Annotated in this window: 16 protein-coding genes and 1 other annotated feature (1 of these 17 only partly in view); of the genes, 10 read left to right on the top strand and 6 right to left on the bottom strand. The window is 49.9% G+C overall.

What is annotated here, in order from left to right:
- Nucleotides 1-97, top strand: a sequence feature (His leader region) (it extends 27 nt beyond the left edge of the window).
- Between the two features lie 45 nt (nt 98-142).
- From hisG to hisIE, 8 genes are read left to right on the top strand one after another with little or no spacing between them, the layout of a single operon-like run.
- Nucleotides 143-1,042, top strand: coding sequence for an ATP phosphoribosyltransferase (gene hisG, locus AC4IBF_RS07620; RefSeq protein ID WP_000886595.1), 900 nt, complete (start codon nt 143-145; stop codon nt 1,040-1,042).
- A gap of 5 nt (nt 1,043-1,047) precedes the next feature.
- On the top strand, nt 1,048-2,352 hold the full coding sequence (gene hisD / locus AC4IBF_RS07615) for a histidinol dehydrogenase (RefSeq protein ID WP_248174578.1): 1,305 nt from the start codon (nt 1,048-1,050) through the stop codon (nt 2,350-2,352).
- Entirely contained in the window at nt 2,349-3,410 is a 1,062-nt protein-coding gene (hisC, locus tag AC4IBF_RS07610; RefSeq protein WP_111966140.1) for a histidinol-phosphate transaminase, read from the top strand. Before hisD ends, hisC begins: the two co-directional genes overlap by 4 nt.
- Nucleotides 3,407-4,474, top strand: a complete 1,068-nt coding sequence (gene hisB, locus AC4IBF_RS07605; protein WP_491463245.1) for a bifunctional histidinol-phosphatase/imidazoleglycerol-phosphate dehydratase HisB — start codon at nt 3,407-3,409, stop codon at nt 4,472-4,474. The genes hisC and hisB overlap by 4 nt, the downstream gene beginning before the upstream one ends.
- Complete coding sequence (gene hisH, locus AC4IBF_RS07600) at nt 4,474-5,064, top strand: imidazole glycerol phosphate synthase subunit HisH (RefSeq protein ID WP_111966138.1); 591 nt, start codon at nt 4,474-4,476, stop codon at nt 5,062-5,064. The genes hisB and hisH overlap by 1 nt, the downstream gene beginning before the upstream one ends.
- On the top strand, nt 5,064-5,801 hold the full coding sequence (gene hisA / locus AC4IBF_RS07595) for a 1-(5-phosphoribosyl)-5-[(5-phosphoribosylamino)methylideneamino]imidazole-4-carboxamide isomerase (protein WP_111966137.1): 738 nt from the start codon (nt 5,064-5,066) through the stop codon (nt 5,799-5,801). Before hisH ends, hisA begins: the two co-directional genes overlap by 1 nt.
- On the top strand, nt 5,783-6,559 hold the full coding sequence (hisF, locus tag AC4IBF_RS07590; protein WP_111966136.1) for an imidazole glycerol phosphate synthase subunit HisF: 777 nt from the start codon (nt 5,783-5,785) through the stop codon (nt 6,557-6,559). The genes hisA and hisF overlap by 19 nt, the downstream gene beginning before the upstream one ends.
- On the top strand, nt 6,553-7,164 hold the full coding sequence (gene hisIE, locus AC4IBF_RS07585; RefSeq protein ID WP_133294760.1) for a bifunctional phosphoribosyl-AMP cyclohydrolase/phosphoribosyl-ATP diphosphatase HisIE: 612 nt from the start codon (nt 6,553-6,555) through the stop codon (nt 7,162-7,164). The genes hisF and hisIE overlap by 7 nt, the downstream gene beginning before the upstream one ends.
- Nucleotides 7,165-7,202: 38 nt before the next feature.
- On the opposite strand, the gene wzzB is transcribed toward hisIE, so the two are convergent.
- Nucleotides 7,203-8,183: an LPS O-antigen chain length determinant protein WzzB gene (gene wzzB, locus AC4IBF_RS07580; RefSeq protein WP_491463244.1), complete on the bottom strand. Its 981-nt coding sequence runs from the start codon at nt 8,181-8,183 to the stop codon at nt 7,203-7,205.
- Nucleotides 8,184-8,375: 192 nt separating this feature from the next.
- Here wzzB and AC4IBF_RS07575 point away from each other — a divergent pair, with 192 nt between their 5' ends.
- Nucleotides 8,376-9,380, top strand: coding sequence for an NAD-dependent epimerase (locus AC4IBF_RS07575; RefSeq protein WP_491463243.1), 1,005 nt, complete (start codon nt 8,376-8,378; stop codon nt 9,378-9,380).
- A gap of 35 nt (nt 9,381-9,415) precedes the next feature.
- Nucleotides 9,416-9,970 carry a GNAT family N-acetyltransferase gene (locus AC4IBF_RS07570; protein ID WP_491463242.1) on the top strand — a complete coding sequence of 185 codons (555 nt, stop codon included), beginning with the start codon at nt 9,416-9,418 and terminating at the stop codon, nt 9,968-9,970.
- Nucleotides 9,971-10,049: 79 nt separating this feature from the next.
- Here the strand turns inward: AC4IBF_RS07570 and ugd are convergent, their stop codons facing one another.
- The 5 genes from ugd to AC4IBF_RS07545 all read right to left on the bottom strand — a co-directional run bounded on the left by ugd (nt 10,050) and on the right by AC4IBF_RS07545 (nt 15,827).
- Entirely contained in the window at nt 10,050-11,216 is a 1,167-nt protein-coding gene (ugd, locus tag AC4IBF_RS07565) for a UDP-glucose 6-dehydrogenase (RefSeq protein ID WP_111966133.1), read from the bottom strand.
- Between the two features lie 226 nt (nt 11,217-11,442).
- The gene (gene gnd / locus AC4IBF_RS07560; protein ID WP_491463241.1) at nt 11,443-12,849 is read right to left on the bottom strand and encodes an NADP-dependent phosphogluconate dehydrogenase; all 1,407 of its coding nucleotides are present in this window, start codon (nt 12,847-12,849) and stop codon (nt 11,443-11,445) included.
- Nucleotides 12,850-13,001: 152 nt separating this feature from the next.
- On the bottom strand, nt 13,002-13,811 hold the full coding sequence (locus AC4IBF_RS07555; RefSeq protein WP_491463240.1) for a glycosyltransferase: 810 nt from the start codon (nt 13,809-13,811) through the stop codon (nt 13,002-13,004).
- 22 nt (nt 13,812-13,833) lie between these two features.
- Nucleotides 13,834-14,751, bottom strand: coding sequence for an NAD-dependent epimerase/dehydratase family protein (locus AC4IBF_RS07550; protein WP_491463239.1), 918 nt, complete (start codon nt 14,749-14,751; stop codon nt 13,834-13,836).
- Nucleotides 14,748-15,827 (bottom strand): glycosyltransferase, encoded by a 1,080-nt coding sequence (locus AC4IBF_RS07545; RefSeq protein WP_491463238.1) that lies wholly within the window; start codon nt 15,825-15,827, stop codon nt 14,748-14,750. Before AC4IBF_RS07545 ends, AC4IBF_RS07550 begins: the two co-directional genes overlap by 4 nt.
- Nucleotides 15,828-15,831: the final 4 nt, after the last annotated feature.

Raw genomic sequence — 15,831 nt, 5'->3', positions numbered from 1 at the left:
TTTCAGGCGATGTGTGCTGGAAGACGTTTGGATCTTCCAGTGGTGCATGAACGCATGAAAAAGCCCCCGGAAGATCTTCTTCCGGGGGCTTTTTTTTGGACCGAATTCAGACAGGTTAAAACAGGTTAACGAGGAATAAAGAATGTTAGATAACTCACGTTTACGCATAGCTATTCAAAAATCAGGCCGTTTGAGTGACGATTCACGCGAACTGCTGGCCCGCTGCGGGATTAAAATTAACCTGCACACCCAGCGCCTGATTGCTCTGGCTGAAAACATGCCCATCGACATTCTGCGCGTGCGTGATGACGATATTCCCGGCCTGGTCATGGATGGCGTCGTTGACCTCGGCATCATCGGGGAAAACGTGCTGGAAGAAGAGCTGCTGACCCGCCGCGCGCAGGGCGAAGATCCGCGTTACTTCACCCTGCGTCGTCTGGACTTCGGCGGCTGCCGCCTGTCGCTGGCAACGCCGGTTGATGAAGCCTGGGACGGCCCGGCCGCGCTGAACGGCAAACGTATTGCCACCTCCTACCCTCACCTGTTAAAGCGTTATCTGGATCAGAAAGGCGTGCAGTTTAAATCCTGTCTGCTGAACGGCTCTGTTGAAGTGGCGCCGCGTGCGGGCCTGGCGGACGCCATCTGTGACCTGGTCTCTACCGGCGCGACGCTGGAAGCGAACGGCCTGCGCGAAGTGGAAGTGATCTACCGCTCCAAAGCGTGCCTGATTCAGCGCGACGGCGAGATGGCGGATGCCAAGCAGCAGCTGATTGACAAGCTGCTGACCCGCATTCAAGGCGTCATTCAGGCGCGTGAGTCCAAGTACATCATGATGCACGCCCCAACCGAGCGCCTGGATGAAGTGATTGCCCTGCTGCCGGGCGCCGAGCGCCCAACCATCCTGCCGCTGGCGGGCGATCAGCAGCGCGTGGCGATGCACATGGTGAGCAGCGAAACCCTGTTCTGGGAAACCATGGAAAAACTGAAGGCGCTGGGTGCAAGCTCCATCCTGGTGCTGCCGATTGAGAAGATGATGGAGTAATGGCCATGAGCTTTAACACAATCATCGACTGGAATACCTGTAGCGACGCACGGCAGCGCGAGCTCCTGATGCGCCCGGCGATTTCCGCCTCTGAAAGCATCTCGCTCACCGTGGCAGAGATCCTGGATAACGTCAAAGCCCGTGGCGATGACGCGCTGCGTGAATACAGCGCGAAGTTTGATAAGACGGAAGTCGGCGCATTACAGGTTACCGAGCAGGAAATCATTGATGCCAGCAATCGTCTGGGTGACGACATCAAGCAGGCAATGGCTGTTGCGGTGAAAAACATTGATACCTTCCACACCGCGCAGAAGCTGCAGACCGTAGATGTCGAAACCCTGCCCGGCGTGCGTTGCCAGCAGGTAACCCGCCCGGTTGCGTCCGTCGGCCTCTATATTCCCGGCGGCTCTGCGCCGCTTTTCTCCACCGTACTGATGCTGGCGACTCCCGCGCGGATTGCCGGGTGTCAGAAAGTGGTGCTGTGCTCGCCGCCACCGATTGCCGACGAGATCCTCTACGCGGCGAAGCTGTGCGGCGTGCAGGCGGTCTATAAAGTGGGTGGCGCGCAGGCGATTTCGGCCCTGGCGCTCGGCACGGAATCCATTCCGAAGGTCGACAAAATCTTTGGTCCGGGCAATGCGTATGTGACCGAAGCCAAGCGCCAGGTCAGCCAGCGTCTGGACGGCGCGGCCATCGATATGCCTGCCGGCCCGTCTGAGGTGCTGGTGATTGCCGACAGCGGCGCAACGCCGGATTTCGTGGCATCCGACCTGCTTTCACAGGCGGAACACGGCCCGGACTCGCAGGTCATCCTGCTGACGCCGGACGCCAATATGGCAAAACGCGTGGGCGAAGCCGTTGAGCGTCAGCTTGCCGACCTGCCTCGCGCCGAAACGGCACGCCAGGCGTTAGCGGCCAGCCGCCTGATTGTGGCGCGCGATCTTGAGCAGTGCATTGCCATTTCTAACCAGTACGGCCCGGAGCACCTGATTATTCAGACCCGCAACGCGCGCGATCTGGTCGACAGCATTACCAGCGCGGGCTCGGTGTTCCTCGGCGACTGGTCACCGGAGTCAGCGGGCGATTACGCCTCCGGCACCAACCACGTGCTGCCAACGTACGGCTACACCTCAACCTGTTCCAGCCTCGGCCTGGCGGATTTCCAGAAGCGAATGACCGTGCAGGAACTCTCCCGCGAAGGGTTTGCCTCACTGGCCTCGACCATTGAAACCCTGGCTGCCGCCGAGCGCCTGACCGCCCACAAAAATGCCGTTACGCTGCGCGTTGCAGCCCTGAAGGAGCAAGCATGAACATTGAAGAATTAGCCCGCGAAAATGTCCGTCGCCTGACGCCTTACCAGTCTGCGCGTCGTCTGGGCGGAAAAGGGGATGTCTGGCTGAATGCTAACGAATTCCCGACTGCGGTGCAGTTTGAGCTTTCGCAGCAAACGCTGAACCGCTATCCGGAGTGTCAGCCGAAAGCGGTTATCGAAAACTACGCGCAGTACGCGGGCGTGAAGCCAGAGCAGGTGCTGGTCAGCCGCGGCGCGGATGAGGGCATTGAACTGCTGATCCGCGCGTTCTGCGAGCCGGGCAAAGACGCGGTAATGTACTGTCAACCTACCTACGGCATGTACAGCGTCAGCGCGGAAACCTTCGGCGTGGCGTGCCGCAACGTGCAGGCGCTGGAGAACTGGCAGCTGGATCTGCAGGGGATTGCCGACAATCTCGACGGCGTAAAAGTCGTGTTTGTCTGCAGCCCAAACAACCCGACCGGGCAGATTATTAACCCGCAGGATATCCGCACCCTGCTGGAGATGACGCGCGGTAAAGCGCTGGTGGTGGCCGACGAAGCCTACATCGAGTTCTGCCCGCAGGCGACGCTGACGGGCTGGCTGGAAGAGTATCCGCATCTCGTTGTGCTGCGCACGTTGTCAAAAGCCTTCGCCCTCGCGGGCCTGCGCTGCGGGTTTACGCTGGCGAATAAAGAGGTCATCGACCTGCTGCTGAAGGTGATCGCCCCGTACCCGCTCTCAACGCCGGTTGCCGATATTGCGGCACAGGCGCTGACGCCTCAGGGGATCAACGCGATGCGCGAGCGCGTGGCGCAAATCCTGGAGGAACGTCAGTATCTGGTGACTGCCCTGAAGGATATCCCGTGCGTGGAGCAGGTGTTCGACTCGGAAACCAACTACATCCTGGTACGCTTCACCGCATCGAGTGCCGTATTTAAATCTTTATGGGATCAGGGCATTATCTTACGAGACCAGAATAAACAACCTTCTCTGAGCGGGTGCCTGCGCATTACCGTCGGCACCCGCGCAGAGAGCCAGCGCGTGATTGACGCCCTGAAAGCGGAGAAAGTATGACCCAGAAGATCCTTTTTATCGATCGTGACGGCACCCTTATTTCGGAGCCACCAGCCGATTTTCAGGTCGATCGATTCGACAAGCTGGCCTTTGAACCGGACGTGATCCCGGTGCTGCTCAAGCTGCAAAAAGCCGGATACAGGCTGGTGATGATCACCAATCAGGATGGTCTGGGTACCGACAGCTTCCCGCAGGCAGACTTTGACGGCCCGCATAATTTAATGATGCAGGTGCTGGCCTCTCAGGGCGTGGTATTTGATGAGGTGCTGATTTGCCCGCACATGCCGGCCGACGAGTGCGACTGCCGTAAGCCAAAGGTGAAGCTGGTTGAGCGCTACCTGGCTGAAGATGCGCTGGATAAAACCAACAGCTATGTTATCGGCGATCGCATCACCGATATTACGCTGGCGGAAAACATGGGCATCGCGGGACTGCGATACGACCGCAACAACCTGAACTGGACGATGATTGGCGAGCAGCTGACAAAACGTGACCGCTACTCGCACGTTGAACGTAACACCAAAGAGACGCAAATTGATGTGAAGGTCTGGCTGGATCGCGAAGGCGGCAGCAAGATCCACACCGGCGTGGGTTTTTTCGACCACATGCTGGACCAGATTGCCACCCACGGCGGTTTCCGCATGGAAATTACGGTAAAAGGCGATCTTTATATTGACGATCACCACACAGTGGAAGATACCGGCCTGGCGCTGGGTGAAGCACTGAAGCTTGCGCTCGGTGATAAACGCGGCATCAACCGTTTTGGCTTTGTCCTGCCGATGGACGAGTGCCTGGCGCGCTGCGCCATGGACATCTCGGGTCGTCCGCACCTGGAATACAAAGCTGATTTCACCTACCAGCGCGTCGGCGATCTCAGCACCGAAATGGTGGAGCACTTCTTCCGTTCCCTGTCCTACACCATGGGACTGACGCTGCACCTGAAAACCAAAGGCAAGAACGACCACCACCGCGTGGAGAGTCTCTTCAAAGCCTTTGGTCGTACCCTGCGCCAGGCAATTCGCGTGGAAGGTGACGCCCTGCCTTCATCGAAAGGAGTGCTGTAATGAATGTGGTGATTCTGGATACCGGATGCGCCAACCTGAACTCCGTAAAATCGGCCATTGCTCGCCACGGCTACGAGCCGGTGGTGAGCCGTGACCCGGACGTGGTGCTGCGAGCCGACAAACTCTTTTTACCGGGCGTAGGTACCGCGCAGGCTGCAATGGATCAGATTCGCGAACGCGATCTGATCGATCTGATCAAGGCCTGTACCCAGCCGGTGCTGGGCATATGCCTGGGCATGCAGATCCTGGGCCGCCGCAGCGAAGAGAATAACGGCGTTGACCTGCTGGGCATTATTGACGAAGACGTGCCGAAAATGACTGACCACGGTCTGCCTCTGCCGCATATGGGCTGGAACCGCGTGTACCCCAAAGCCGGCGACAGGCTGTTTCGCGGCATCGAAGACGGCGCGTATTTTTACTTCGTGCACAGCTACGCCATGCCGGTGCACGTGAATACGATCGCCCAGTGCACTTACGGCGAGGCGTTTACGGCAGCCGTGCAGAAAGATAATTTCTTCGGCGTGCAGTTTCACCCGGAGCGCTCTGGCGCCGCGGGCGCGCAGCTGCTGAAAAACTTCCTGGAGATGTGATGATTATTCCCGCGTTAGATTTAATTGACGGTACGGTTGTCCGTCTGCATCAGGGTGATTACGGGCAGCAGCGAGACTACGGAAACGATCCGCTGCCGCGTCTGCAGGATTATGCCGCCCAGGGTGCACAGGTACTGCATCTTGTGGATTTGACTGGCGCGAAAGACCCGGCGAAACGCCAGATCCCGCTGCTTAAACAACTTGTTGCGGGTGTTGATGTGCCGGTACAGGTTGGCGGCGGCGTGCGTACGGAAGATGACGTCGCGGCGCTGCTGGACGCTGGCGTGGCCCGCGTGGTGGTAGGTTCAACCGCCGTGAAAGATCCTGAGACGGTGAAGGGCTGGTTCCGCCGCTTTGGCGCCGACGCCCTTGTACTGGCGCTGGACGTGCGTATTGACGAACAGGGCAACAAGCAGGTGGCCGTCAGCGGCTGGCAGGAAAACTCCGGCGTGACGCTGGAAGAGCTGGTTGATATCTATCTGCCCGTTGGCCTGAAGCACGTGTTATGCACTGACATCTCCCGCGACGGCACGCTGGCTGGCTCCAACGTCTCGCTTTATGAAGAGGTTTGTGCGCGTTATCCGCAGATAGCGTTCCAGTCTTCCGGCGGTATCGGTGATATAGGCGACGTAGCCGCGCTGCGCGGTACCGGTGTGCAGGGTGTGATTGTGGGCCGGGCTTTGCTGGAAGGTAAATTTACTGTGACGGAGGCGATTCAATGCTGGCAAAACGGATAATCCCTTGCCTGGACGTACGTGACGGCCAGGTCGTGAAAGGCGTGCAGTTCCGCAACCACGAGATCATTGGCGACATCGTTCCGCTGGCAAAACGCTATGCTGATGAAGGCGCAGACGAGCTGGTGTTCTACGATATTACCGCGTCCAGCGATGGCCGCGTGGTTGACAAAAGCTGGGTGGAACGCGTGGCGGAAGTGATCGACATTCCGTTCTGCGTGGCGGGCGGAATTAAGTCCGCTGACGACGCCGCCAAAATCCTCTCGTTTGGCGCCGACAAGATTTCCATCAACTCCCCTGCCCTGGCCGACCCGGAGCTCATTACCCGCCTCGCCGATCGTTTTGGCGTGCAGTGTATTGTGGTTGGGATCGACACCTGGTATGACGCCGCAACGGGCAAGTATCACGTCAACCAGTACACGGGGGATGAAAGCCGCACGCGCGTGACGCAGTGGGAAACGCTCGACTGGGTGCAGGAAGTGCAGAAGCGTGGCGCTGGCGAGATTGTCCTCAACATGATGAATCAGGATGGCGTGCGTAACGGGTATGACCTCGAACAGCTGAAAAAAGTTCGTGAGGTCTGCCACGTTCCGCTGATTGCCTCCGGCGGCGCGGGCACCATGGAACATTTCCTGGAAGCCTTCCGCGATGCGAACGTGGACGGCGCGCTGGCCGCTTCCGTGTTCCACAAGCAGATTATTAATATTGGTGAGTTAAAAACGTACCTGGCCGACCAGGGCGTGGAGATCAGGGTATGTTAACAGAGCAACAACAGGCGCAGCTGGACTGGGAAAAAACGGACGGATTACTGCCGGTGGTTGTCCAGCATGCAGTCTCAGGCGAAGTGCTGATGCTGGGGTATATGAATCAGGACGCGCTGGCGAAAACGCTCGCCAGCGGCAAAGTGACCTTCTACTCCCGCACGAAACAGCGCCTGTGGACCAAAGGCGAGACCTCGGGTCATTTCCTGAATGCAGTGAGCATTACGCCAGACTGCGATAACGACACCCTGCTGGTGCTGGCAAACCCAATCGGCCCAACCTGCCATAAGGGCACAAGCAGCTGCTTCGGCGAGGCGAGCCACCAGTGGTTGTTCCTGTATAAACTGGAAAAGCTGCTGGCAGAGCGTAAAACGGCTGACCCTGAAAGTTCGTATACCGCAAAGCTGTACGCCAGCGGAACCAAGCGTATTGCGCAGAAGGTAGGTGAAGAAGGCGTTGAAACCGCGCTGGCCGCGACGGTGCATGACCGCGAGGAGCTGACGAATGAAGCGTCGGACCTGATGTATCACCTGCTGGTGCTGCTGCAGGATCAGGAGCTGGATTTGACGGCGGTGATTGAAAATCTTCGCAAACGGCACAAATAAAAAAACCGGGGAATATCCCCGGTTTTTTTATCTGCAAATCAGGCTTTTGGTTTGTAGTTGCGCAATGCGTTGCGGCCAAGCACCACGCCAGAACCAATCATTCCGCCCAGTAGCACGGCAAGAATCAGGATCACGGCTTTTTTCGGGCTGTCACGGCGAACAGGAAGATCCGGCTTCATGACATAACGATAAACGTGGATTGTGTCCGGGTTTACGTTCAGATTCTGGATATCAAGGAGATTTCTTCGTGTCTGATAATAGGCTCTTGGGAAAACCAACGGGAGAGAAGCTTCGTTGTCAATCATTGATTTCAGCCCCTCACTTCCCAGCAGGAACATCGTTTCCTGAGTTACCTCCTGGGTTTGCTGAAGCTGAGGCGAGGTAATTTTCGCCGCTTCAGCGTTCTTCAACGCCTCAGCAATCTGTTTGATACGCAGATCTTTCTGCTCCTGAGCGACCTTCTCCTGGTTTTTCAGAGAATCGTTCAGGGTTTTTATCTGCGCTTTGATGTTGTCATTAAGATCAGCAGCGAGTTCTTTAGCCGTTTGCTCATCAACCTGCTGAATGTATTGCGCCAACTGCTTTTGTGCGGCTTCTGCGGATGTACTTGTATAGGAAACGCTTAATGGTAGCGCTTGCCCTTTAACAGCAGGCTCGATGGTGAGCTTTTCAGGCTCTGCCTGATTGTCCAGCGCCTGAGATAATGCAGAGAAAGAGGCACTAAAACGGTCAATAGCGCGCGTTTGATTGTCAAGCATTGAAGGCGCTGCGGTACCATAAAGAATATTCAATGCATTGGAGTAGCTGGCAATCTGAGCTGCGTCAGGTTGTGCAATAATTGCACTTGAGGTCCACTTTTCTTTTGCAACGGATAAAAATCCAATTGCCAGGGCGATAGAAACAACGACAAAGGCTGCTATCACCCATTTTCCACGCCATAGCTGCAGCACTAAATCAAGTAAATCAATTTGCTCAAGCTCGTTACCTGGAGCGGCCTGGTCATTCTTGTTTTGCGTCATACAATCCCTAACTGGTAAAAAAAGGGCAAACATAATTAAGTTTGTATAGTTTAACGATTACTGGCGATTTTTCTATAAGAATCCGATGAGTAATATCGGAAAGATGGGTTATGTAACTAACCCCCTTCGCGCTATCATAGACGCCATGTGATGCGTTACGGCATCTAAAGAATAAGGTTTATGAGGGAAGCTATGAAATTTTTGGTCACGGGTGCCGCAGGTTTTATCGGTGCGAATGTCAGTAAACGCCTCCTTGAGGCTGGTCATCAGGTTGTCGGTATCGATAACCTCAATGAATACTACGATGTCAACCTGAAGCTGGCACGCCTGGAACTGTTAAAATCTGAGCGTTTCACCTTTCACAAGCTGGAATTAGCCGACCGGGAAGGTATGGCCACGCTTTTCGCGGCTGAGAAGTTTGATCGTGTGATTCATCTTGCCGCGCAGGCGGGTGTACGCTACTCCCTGGAAAACCCGCACGCGTATGCTGATGCCAACCTTATTGGGCATCTCAACGTGCTGGAAGGCTGTCGCCATAACAATGTTCAGCATCTGCTTTATGCCTCATCCAGCTCCGTATATGGCCTCAACCGCAAGATGCCCTTCTCGACTGACGATTCCGTGGATCACCCGGTTTCGCTTTATGCCGCGACCAAAAAAGCCAATGAGCTGATGTCGCACACCTATTCGCATCTCTACCACCTGCCGACAACTGGGCTGCGCTTCTTTACCGTATACGGTCCGTGGGGACGCCCTGACATGGCACTGTTTAAGTTTACCAAGGCGATGATTGAAGGCAAAAGCATCGATGTCTATAACTACGGTAAGATGAAGCGCGACTTCACGTACATTGATGATATCGCTGAAGCCATTATTCGCCTTCAGGATGTTATTCCTCGGTCAGACCCAAACTGGACCGTTGAGGCCGGCTCACCTGCGACCAGCTCAGCGCCTTATCGGGTTTATAACATCGGCAACAGTTCACCAGTAGAGCTGATGGACTACATCACCGCTCTGGAAGAGGCCCTGGGTAAAAAAGCGGAAAAAAATATGATGCCACTCCAGGCCGGGGATGTTCTGGAAACCAGCGCCGATACCCAGCCACTTTATGATGCGATCGGATTTAAACCGCAAACCTCGATTAAAGATGGGGTGAAGAACTTTGTAGACTGGTACAAACGTTTCTATAAAATTTGAATACATTCAATATGTCTACGCAAAAAGGAACTGCTATGTCTATTCCAGTAATTCACCAGACAGACCTTATCGTTGGTCGCTCTGTTAAACTTCGAAATGTTAAAGCCGATGATGCAGCTTTCATTGTTGCGCTGAGAACGAATGAGAAAAAGGGGCGATTTATAAGCACCACCTCTGATGATATTAAAGCTCAGGAGAAATGGATCGAAAGTTATCTTAAAAGCGAGGGCCAAGCCTACTTCATCATTACCGACCTTGAAGATATACCTTTTGGAACGGTAAGAATTTACGATCAGCAGCAAGATTCTTTCTGCTGGGGATCATGGGTCATTCATGAGGATGCACCTTCACACTTTGCAATTGAATCGGCACTTCTAGTTTATTATTACGCTTTGAAATTAGGATTTACCAGTGCCCACTTCGACGTTCGTAAAGGTAATCTTTCTGTCCTCAGATTTCATGAGCGTTTCGGTGCTGTTCGTCAAAAAGAAACTGAAGATGATGTTCTTTTCACCATTTCGAAAGACAGCATTCTGCACTCAATGAAAAAATTTAAAAAATATCTTCCTGAGCGCATTTTAATCAAATAAGAAACGTTTAACTGCTCTAAGCTTAGAGATTAAAAAGGACAGCTCGTAACAGGCTGTCCTTTTAAGCTAAATTGTTCTCTTAATCACTACCGAAGAGATCTCGGGTATAGACTTTGTCCGCTACGTCAGCCAGTTCTTCAGCCATGCGGTTTGAAATGATGACATCGGCTTCTTTCTTGAATGCATCCAGGTCGCGGATCACACGAGAATTGAAGAACTGATCGTCCGGCATGGCAGGCTCATAGATGATAACCTCAACCCCTTTGGCTTTAATGCGCTTCATGATCCCCTGAATAGAAGAGGCGCGGAAATTATCGGAACCACTCTTCATGATCAGACGATATACGCCCACCACTTTGGGTTGACGCGCGAGGATGGAGTCGGAGATGAAATCTTTACGGGTACGGTTCGCATCAACAATCGCCGAAATGAGATTATTCGGCACCGCCTGATAGTTTGCCAGCAGTTGCTTCGTGTCTTTTGGCAGGCAATAGCCACCGTAGCCAAATGAAGGGTTGTTATAGTGGTTGCCAATGCGTGGGTCGAGACATACCCCTTCAATAATCTGACGGGTATTCAGTCCGAGGCTCTCTGCGTAGCTGTCCAGTTCATTGAAATAAGCCACTCGCATTGCCAGATAGGTATTCGCGAAGAGCTTGATCGCCTCAGCTTCAGTGGAGTCGGTAAACAGCACCTGAATATCTTTCTTCAGCGCCCCTTCCTGTAGCAACGCAGCAAAACGTTCAGCGCGCTCAGAACGTTCGCCAATAACGATACGCGAAGGGTGCAGGTTATCGTAAAGCGCTCTCCCCTCACGCAGGAATTCCGGCGAGAAGAAGATATTATCAATACCGAATTTTTCTTTAATGGATTTGGTAAAACCGACAGGGATGGTCGATTTAATCACCATCACCGCATCAGGGTTGATCGCGATAACGTCTTTGATTACCGCTTCTACCGTTGAGGTGTTGAAATAGTTGGTTTTAGGATCGTAGTCAGTAGGCGTCGCAATGATGACGTAATCCGCATCGCGGTATGCATCTTCTTTATCTGTCGTGGCGCGGAAATTCAGCGTTTTATGGCTGAGATAGTCCTGGATTTCTTTATCCACAATCGGCGATTTTTTCTGATTAAGCATATCCACTTTGGCCTGCACGATATCCAGCGCAACCACTTCATGATTCTGAGCAATCAGAATGCCGTTAGAAAGACCGACATACCCTGTTCCGGAGATTGTTATTTTCATTCGCTAATGACTTCTGTGAGTTAACTGTACTGATGGCCGCCAGACCATCGCGATAAACATAACTGTTGGGCTTTGTACCTCCTGGGAAACTGAACTGTCAAGGCAAACCAGGAGTAATCACTACGAGCGGGGCGAGATTCAGACAACTTCGAATAACAGGCGACATTTTTTGCATAAAAAAACCCGGAGACAGGCTCCGGGTTTTGATGACAGCGAGTAAGCTAACTTATTCCATCCATTCGGTATGGAACACGCCTTCTTTATCGGTACGTTTGTAAGTATGCGCACCGAAGTAGTCACGCTGTGCCTGAATCAGGTTAGCCGGCAGAACAGCCGCACGGTAGCTGTCGTAGTAGGCTACTGCAGCAGAGAAGGTCGGAACCGGGATACCGTTCTGGACAGCGTAGGCAACCACATCACGCAGCGCCTGCTGATATTCGTCAGCAATTTTCTTGAAGTACGGTGCCAGCAGCAGGTTGGCGATACCGGAGTTTTCAGCATAGGCATCGGTGATTTTCTGCAGGAACTGCGCACGAATGATGCAGCCCGCGCGGAAGATCTTCGCGATCTCACCGTAATTCAGATCCCAGTTGTTCTCGTCTGATGCCGCTCGCAGCTGAGAGAAGCCCTGCGCGTAAGAGACGATTTTACCCAGGTACAGTGCACGACGCACTTTTTCAACGAATTCGGCTTTATCACCCGCTGGTTTAGCCTGAGGGCCAGACAGCACTTTAGATGCCGCAACGCGCTGCTCTTTCAGGGAAGAGATGTAACGCGCGAAGACGGATTCGGTGATCAGTGACAGCGGTTCGCCCAGATCCAGAGAGCTCTGGCTGGTCCATTTACCGGTGCCTTTGTTCGCTGCTTCGTCCAGAATCACATCAACCAGGTATTTACCTTCTTCATCTTTTTTAGTGAAGATATCTTTGGTGATGTCGATCAGGTAGCTGTTCAGTTCGCCTTTGTTCCACTCGGTAAAGGTTTCAGCCAGCTCTTCGTTAGAAAGGTTAAGACCGCCTTTCAGCAGGGAATAAGCTTCAGCAATCAGCTGCATGTCGCCGTATTCGATGCCGTTATGCACCATTTTCACATAGTGACCGGCACCGTCAGGACCGATATAAGTCACACACGGCTCGCCATCTTCTGCAACAGCAGCGATTTTAGTCAGAATAGGCGCAACCAGTTCGTATGCTTCTTTCTGGCCGCCAGGCATGATGGATGGGCCTTTCAGAGCGCCCTCTTCACCACCGGAAACACCGGTACCGATGAAGTTAAAACCTTCAGCAGAAAGTTCACGATTACGACGAATGGTGTCCTGGAAGAAGGTATTACCGCCATCAATGATGATGTCACCTTTTTCGAGGTAAGGCTTCAGGGAGTCGATAGCTGCATCGGTACCTGCGCCCGCTTTCACCATTAACAGGATACGACGAGGCGTTTCCAGAGACTCAACGAACTCTTTCACCGTATAGAAAGGAACCAGTTTCTTGCCTGGGTTCTCGGCAATGACTTCTTCGGTCTTATCACGGGAGCGGTTGAAAACGGAGACGGTATAACCACGGCTTTCGATGTTGAGCGCCAGGTTGCGCCCCATCACTGCCATACCGACAACGCCGATCTGTTGCTTGGACATTACATACTCCTGTCAGGTGTGGTTCTCAGCAAGTACGGCTGAGTATTTCATACTGCTTGGTATCTTAGCGGATAGATGTCTTGCGATAAACGTTTATCTTAACTTTTGTTTTTTAAACGCACTTTTAGAAAAATGCCCCATCAAATTATAATTCATTTACGAAGAGCTGTTGAATATAATAATGATAGAAATGAGACGGGAATAAGCCTTAAGGGTATTCTGATTGATAAGTTCCTAATCAATTCAAAAAAATTAAGATAGCCTGTTTTATAAAAATTAACCTGTGCAGTGAACTCTGATTTTGCATATTTTAAGCCTGAGCGTCGAGCCGCCATCCCATTTCCAGTTCTTGCATAAACCAGCGTTTCAGGTAAATTAGCAGTAATAACACCATTTTGAATCATTCTAATCCATAGCGCATAATCTTCATATAAATACTCGCGTTGGTAACCACCAGCCGCTAATACCAAGTCCTTTTTGAAGGCTACAGCCATATGGTTAAAAGGATTTCTCTTTTTGGAAAATTGTAAAATCTTTGAATGTGTCAATGGTAGTTTGCGATAGGCGTAAACATCATCAATCGACTCCCTGAACTCTCCGATAGTTGAACTCAACAAACCTATTTCAGGGTTATTCTCAAAGTATGACACTTGTTTCAAGAAACGGTCTTTGTGACATATGTCGTCAGTATCCATTCTAAAAACAACATTATGGGTACACGACTTCAACCCAATATTTAACGCTTCACCCAAGCCCACATTATTTTCAATTTTCACGACCTTTATGGGCAATTTTTCAGACCATTTGATTGTACACGCAGTCAATTCGGTAGTGACTGGACCATCGAAAACAATGACGATTTCATTAGGCAAGTAAGTTTGATTACACAAACTGGCAAGGCATGCATCCAAATAATCTGGCGATTCTTTTATATAGAGAGATAGTAAAACACTTATTTTCATGAATAATCCCAAATAAAAAACATCATTTATTTCGTGATGCTATCTGTAACCACTCAAGGAAACGTGCAATTCCAGAGTTGATATCTGTGTAGTTGTAAGGACCAATTTCATCTAATATACGCCTATTGCAGAGAATATTAGACTTAATTATATTATCGTTAGGGATATAGTTAATTCGAACATTATAATTTGGTAAGTGCTGACGAACAGTCGTTAAAATTGATAAAGTCGACTCGCCAGTACATGAGCCTATATTATATACATTATGGAGCGGATTTTCTATGCAAAAAAGCGAATAGAACATATTAACGAAATCTTTTATATATATATAATCCCTTACCTCATTTCCACTTCCCCAAACATCAACTACCTGACCAGAAATTATGCGCCCAGTAATTATTGAAATCAATCCTTGATTGCCTGTTAAGGTTTGATGAGGTCCATAAGGATTTGAAGGTCTCACAATCAGATATTGTTTTTTCTTTCTGGCACCACATGACATTACAAAAGCTTCAAGGTCTATTTTGCTTTTGCCATAATCGCAGACAGCTTCAAGATTTTCATCTTCATGATGGGGCCTTTCACTGCTTTTATATACCCTTCCTCCCGAAGAGAAAAAAATAAAACGTTTAACAAGATCAAAAACTTCATTTATCAAATATTTATTATCGTCCAGCAGTGACTGATAATTGTTGACTTTTGAATTCACAGAGAAAGTGTTTATTAGGTATATCGCTGTGTCTATTTCAAGGCTTTTAATATATTCCTTTTTATCATTGATACTAGTTAAATCAGCTTCAATAAATATAATTTTCTCTTCGAAACCTAAGGGTCTATTTCTGCCATAGACAATCACATCGTAATTATGTAGTAAAAAGTGCTCAATGAGGTTAATCCCAATAAATCCCGCACCTCCTAATATAAGAATCTTTCTTTTCACATATTCCTCTTATATAATTCTGTATAAATCGATTCGGAGTGATTAACGAGCGAAGGCCAATTATGTTCTTTTATAATATATTCTCGAGCACAAGTGGACATATTATCTATTAAACTGCTATCCATTTTGAGTACAGATAAGATTAACTCAGCGACGCCATTAACCGTTGTCTCACATTCCCATCCAACTTGGTGCTTTTCGATAATAGTCGTCATATTTACCCCGCGAGTCACAAGGCATGGCAAACCAGCGTCCAAAGCTTCAAGTATAGCCATTGGAAACCCTTCATATCGTGAAGTTAAAATAAAAATATCTTTATCATATAGCATAGAATTTTTATCTTCACCATATATGGGGCCATTGAAAATCACTCCAGAAAAATTAAGTTTTTGAATTCGATCAATAAGTTGACTTTCCTCATTTTCATTCCCTTTACCATAAATAGAAAGATCTAAATTATTTACGCCATATTTTTCTTTCAGTAGTTCCAAAGCATCTAGGAGAATGTCGGTGCCTTTATGCGAGAAATCGATTCTAGAAAGATAAACAAACTTATATGGTTGGCGTTTCTTTCTAAGTTTTTTTTCCGATACCTGAATACTTGAAAGGCCATTACCTTCATAAAAGAACTGAGAATTCCATTGAAGAGAATTTTTAGCTTCATCTTCATTTGTAAAAATGATAGAGCTAGCATTTTTAACAAAACGCTTAAAGAAAAGAAAATTAGCCAACGTTTTTTTTATAATTGATTTTTTTTGTGCACTAATAATTAGACTGGAGTGAGGTTTAATAAAATACTTCTTTCCACGTGACATTATCTTCTTAGCAAGTCTAGTATATTCGTAAAAATACAACCCGTGGAAAATAAACAAATTATAGTCATCAAAAATTTTATCATCGACATCATATTTATTGATAACTTCAAACTCAGGTGAATTATATATATCATTAATGCAGAAAAGTGCACTCTCCATATTTTTGCTGTATTTATTTTGCATTTCTATCATTTCTGGCAGCAAACGACCAATACCATTCGAACTTTCTATTTTATTCCCAACGATATGCAATACTTTCATATAA

It is taken from the genome of Enterobacter sp. Taxon_8 (assembly GCF_058354585.1).
Note: the sequence above shows the minus strand (reverse complement) of the source record. Positions and strands in the feature narration are given on the sequence as shown.

Bases quoted from the DNA above. Each gene is read 5' to 3' on its own strand.
- hisA (WP_111966137.1), top strand. From the start codon at position 5,064: ATGATTATTCCCGCGTTAGATTTAATTGACGGTACGGTTGTCCGTCTG.
- AC4IBF_RS07570 (WP_491463242.1), top strand. From the start codon at position 9,416: ATGTCTATTCCAGTAATTCACCAGACAGACCTTATCGTTGGTCGCTCT.
- hisB (WP_491463245.1), top strand. From the start codon at position 3,407: ATGACCCAGAAGATCCTTTTTATCGATCGTGACGGCACCCTTATTTCG.
- gnd (WP_491463241.1), bottom strand. From the start codon at position 12,849: ATGTCCAAGCAACAGATCGGCGTTGTCGGTATGGCAGTGATGGGGCGC.
- ugd (WP_111966133.1), bottom strand. From the start codon at position 11,216: ATGAAAATAACAATCTCCGGAACAGGGTATGTCGGTCTTTCTAACGGC.
- AC4IBF_RS07575 (WP_491463243.1), top strand. From the start codon at position 8,376: ATGAAATTTTTGGTCACGGGTGCCGCAGGTTTTATCGGTGCGAATGTC.
- hisG (WP_000886595.1), top strand. From the start codon at position 143: ATGTTAGATAACTCACGTTTACGCATAGCTATTCAAAAATCAGGCCGT.
- AC4IBF_RS07555 (WP_491463240.1), bottom strand. From the start codon at position 13,811: ATGAAAATAAGTGTTTTACTATCTCTCTATATAAAAGAATCGCCAGAT.
- wzzB (WP_491463244.1), bottom strand. From the start codon at position 8,183: ATGACGCAAAACAAGAATGACCAGGCCGCTCCAGGTAACGAGCTTGAG.
- AC4IBF_RS07545 (WP_491463238.1), bottom strand. From the start codon at position 15,827: ATGAAAGTATTGCATATCGTTGGGAATAAAATAGAAAGTTCGAATGGT.
- hisF (WP_111966136.1), top strand. From the start codon at position 5,783: ATGCTGGCAAAACGGATAATCCCTTGCCTGGACGTACGTGACGGCCAG.
- hisIE (WP_133294760.1), top strand. From the start codon at position 6,553: ATGTTAACAGAGCAACAACAGGCGCAGCTGGACTGGGAAAAAACGGAC.
- hisH (WP_111966138.1), top strand. From the start codon at position 4,474: ATGAATGTGGTGATTCTGGATACCGGATGCGCCAACCTGAACTCCGTA.
- hisD (WP_248174578.1), top strand. From the start codon at position 1,048: ATGAGCTTTAACACAATCATCGACTGGAATACCTGTAGCGACGCACGG.
- hisC (WP_111966140.1), top strand. From the start codon at position 2,349: ATGAACATTGAAGAATTAGCCCGCGAAAATGTCCGTCGCCTGACGCCT.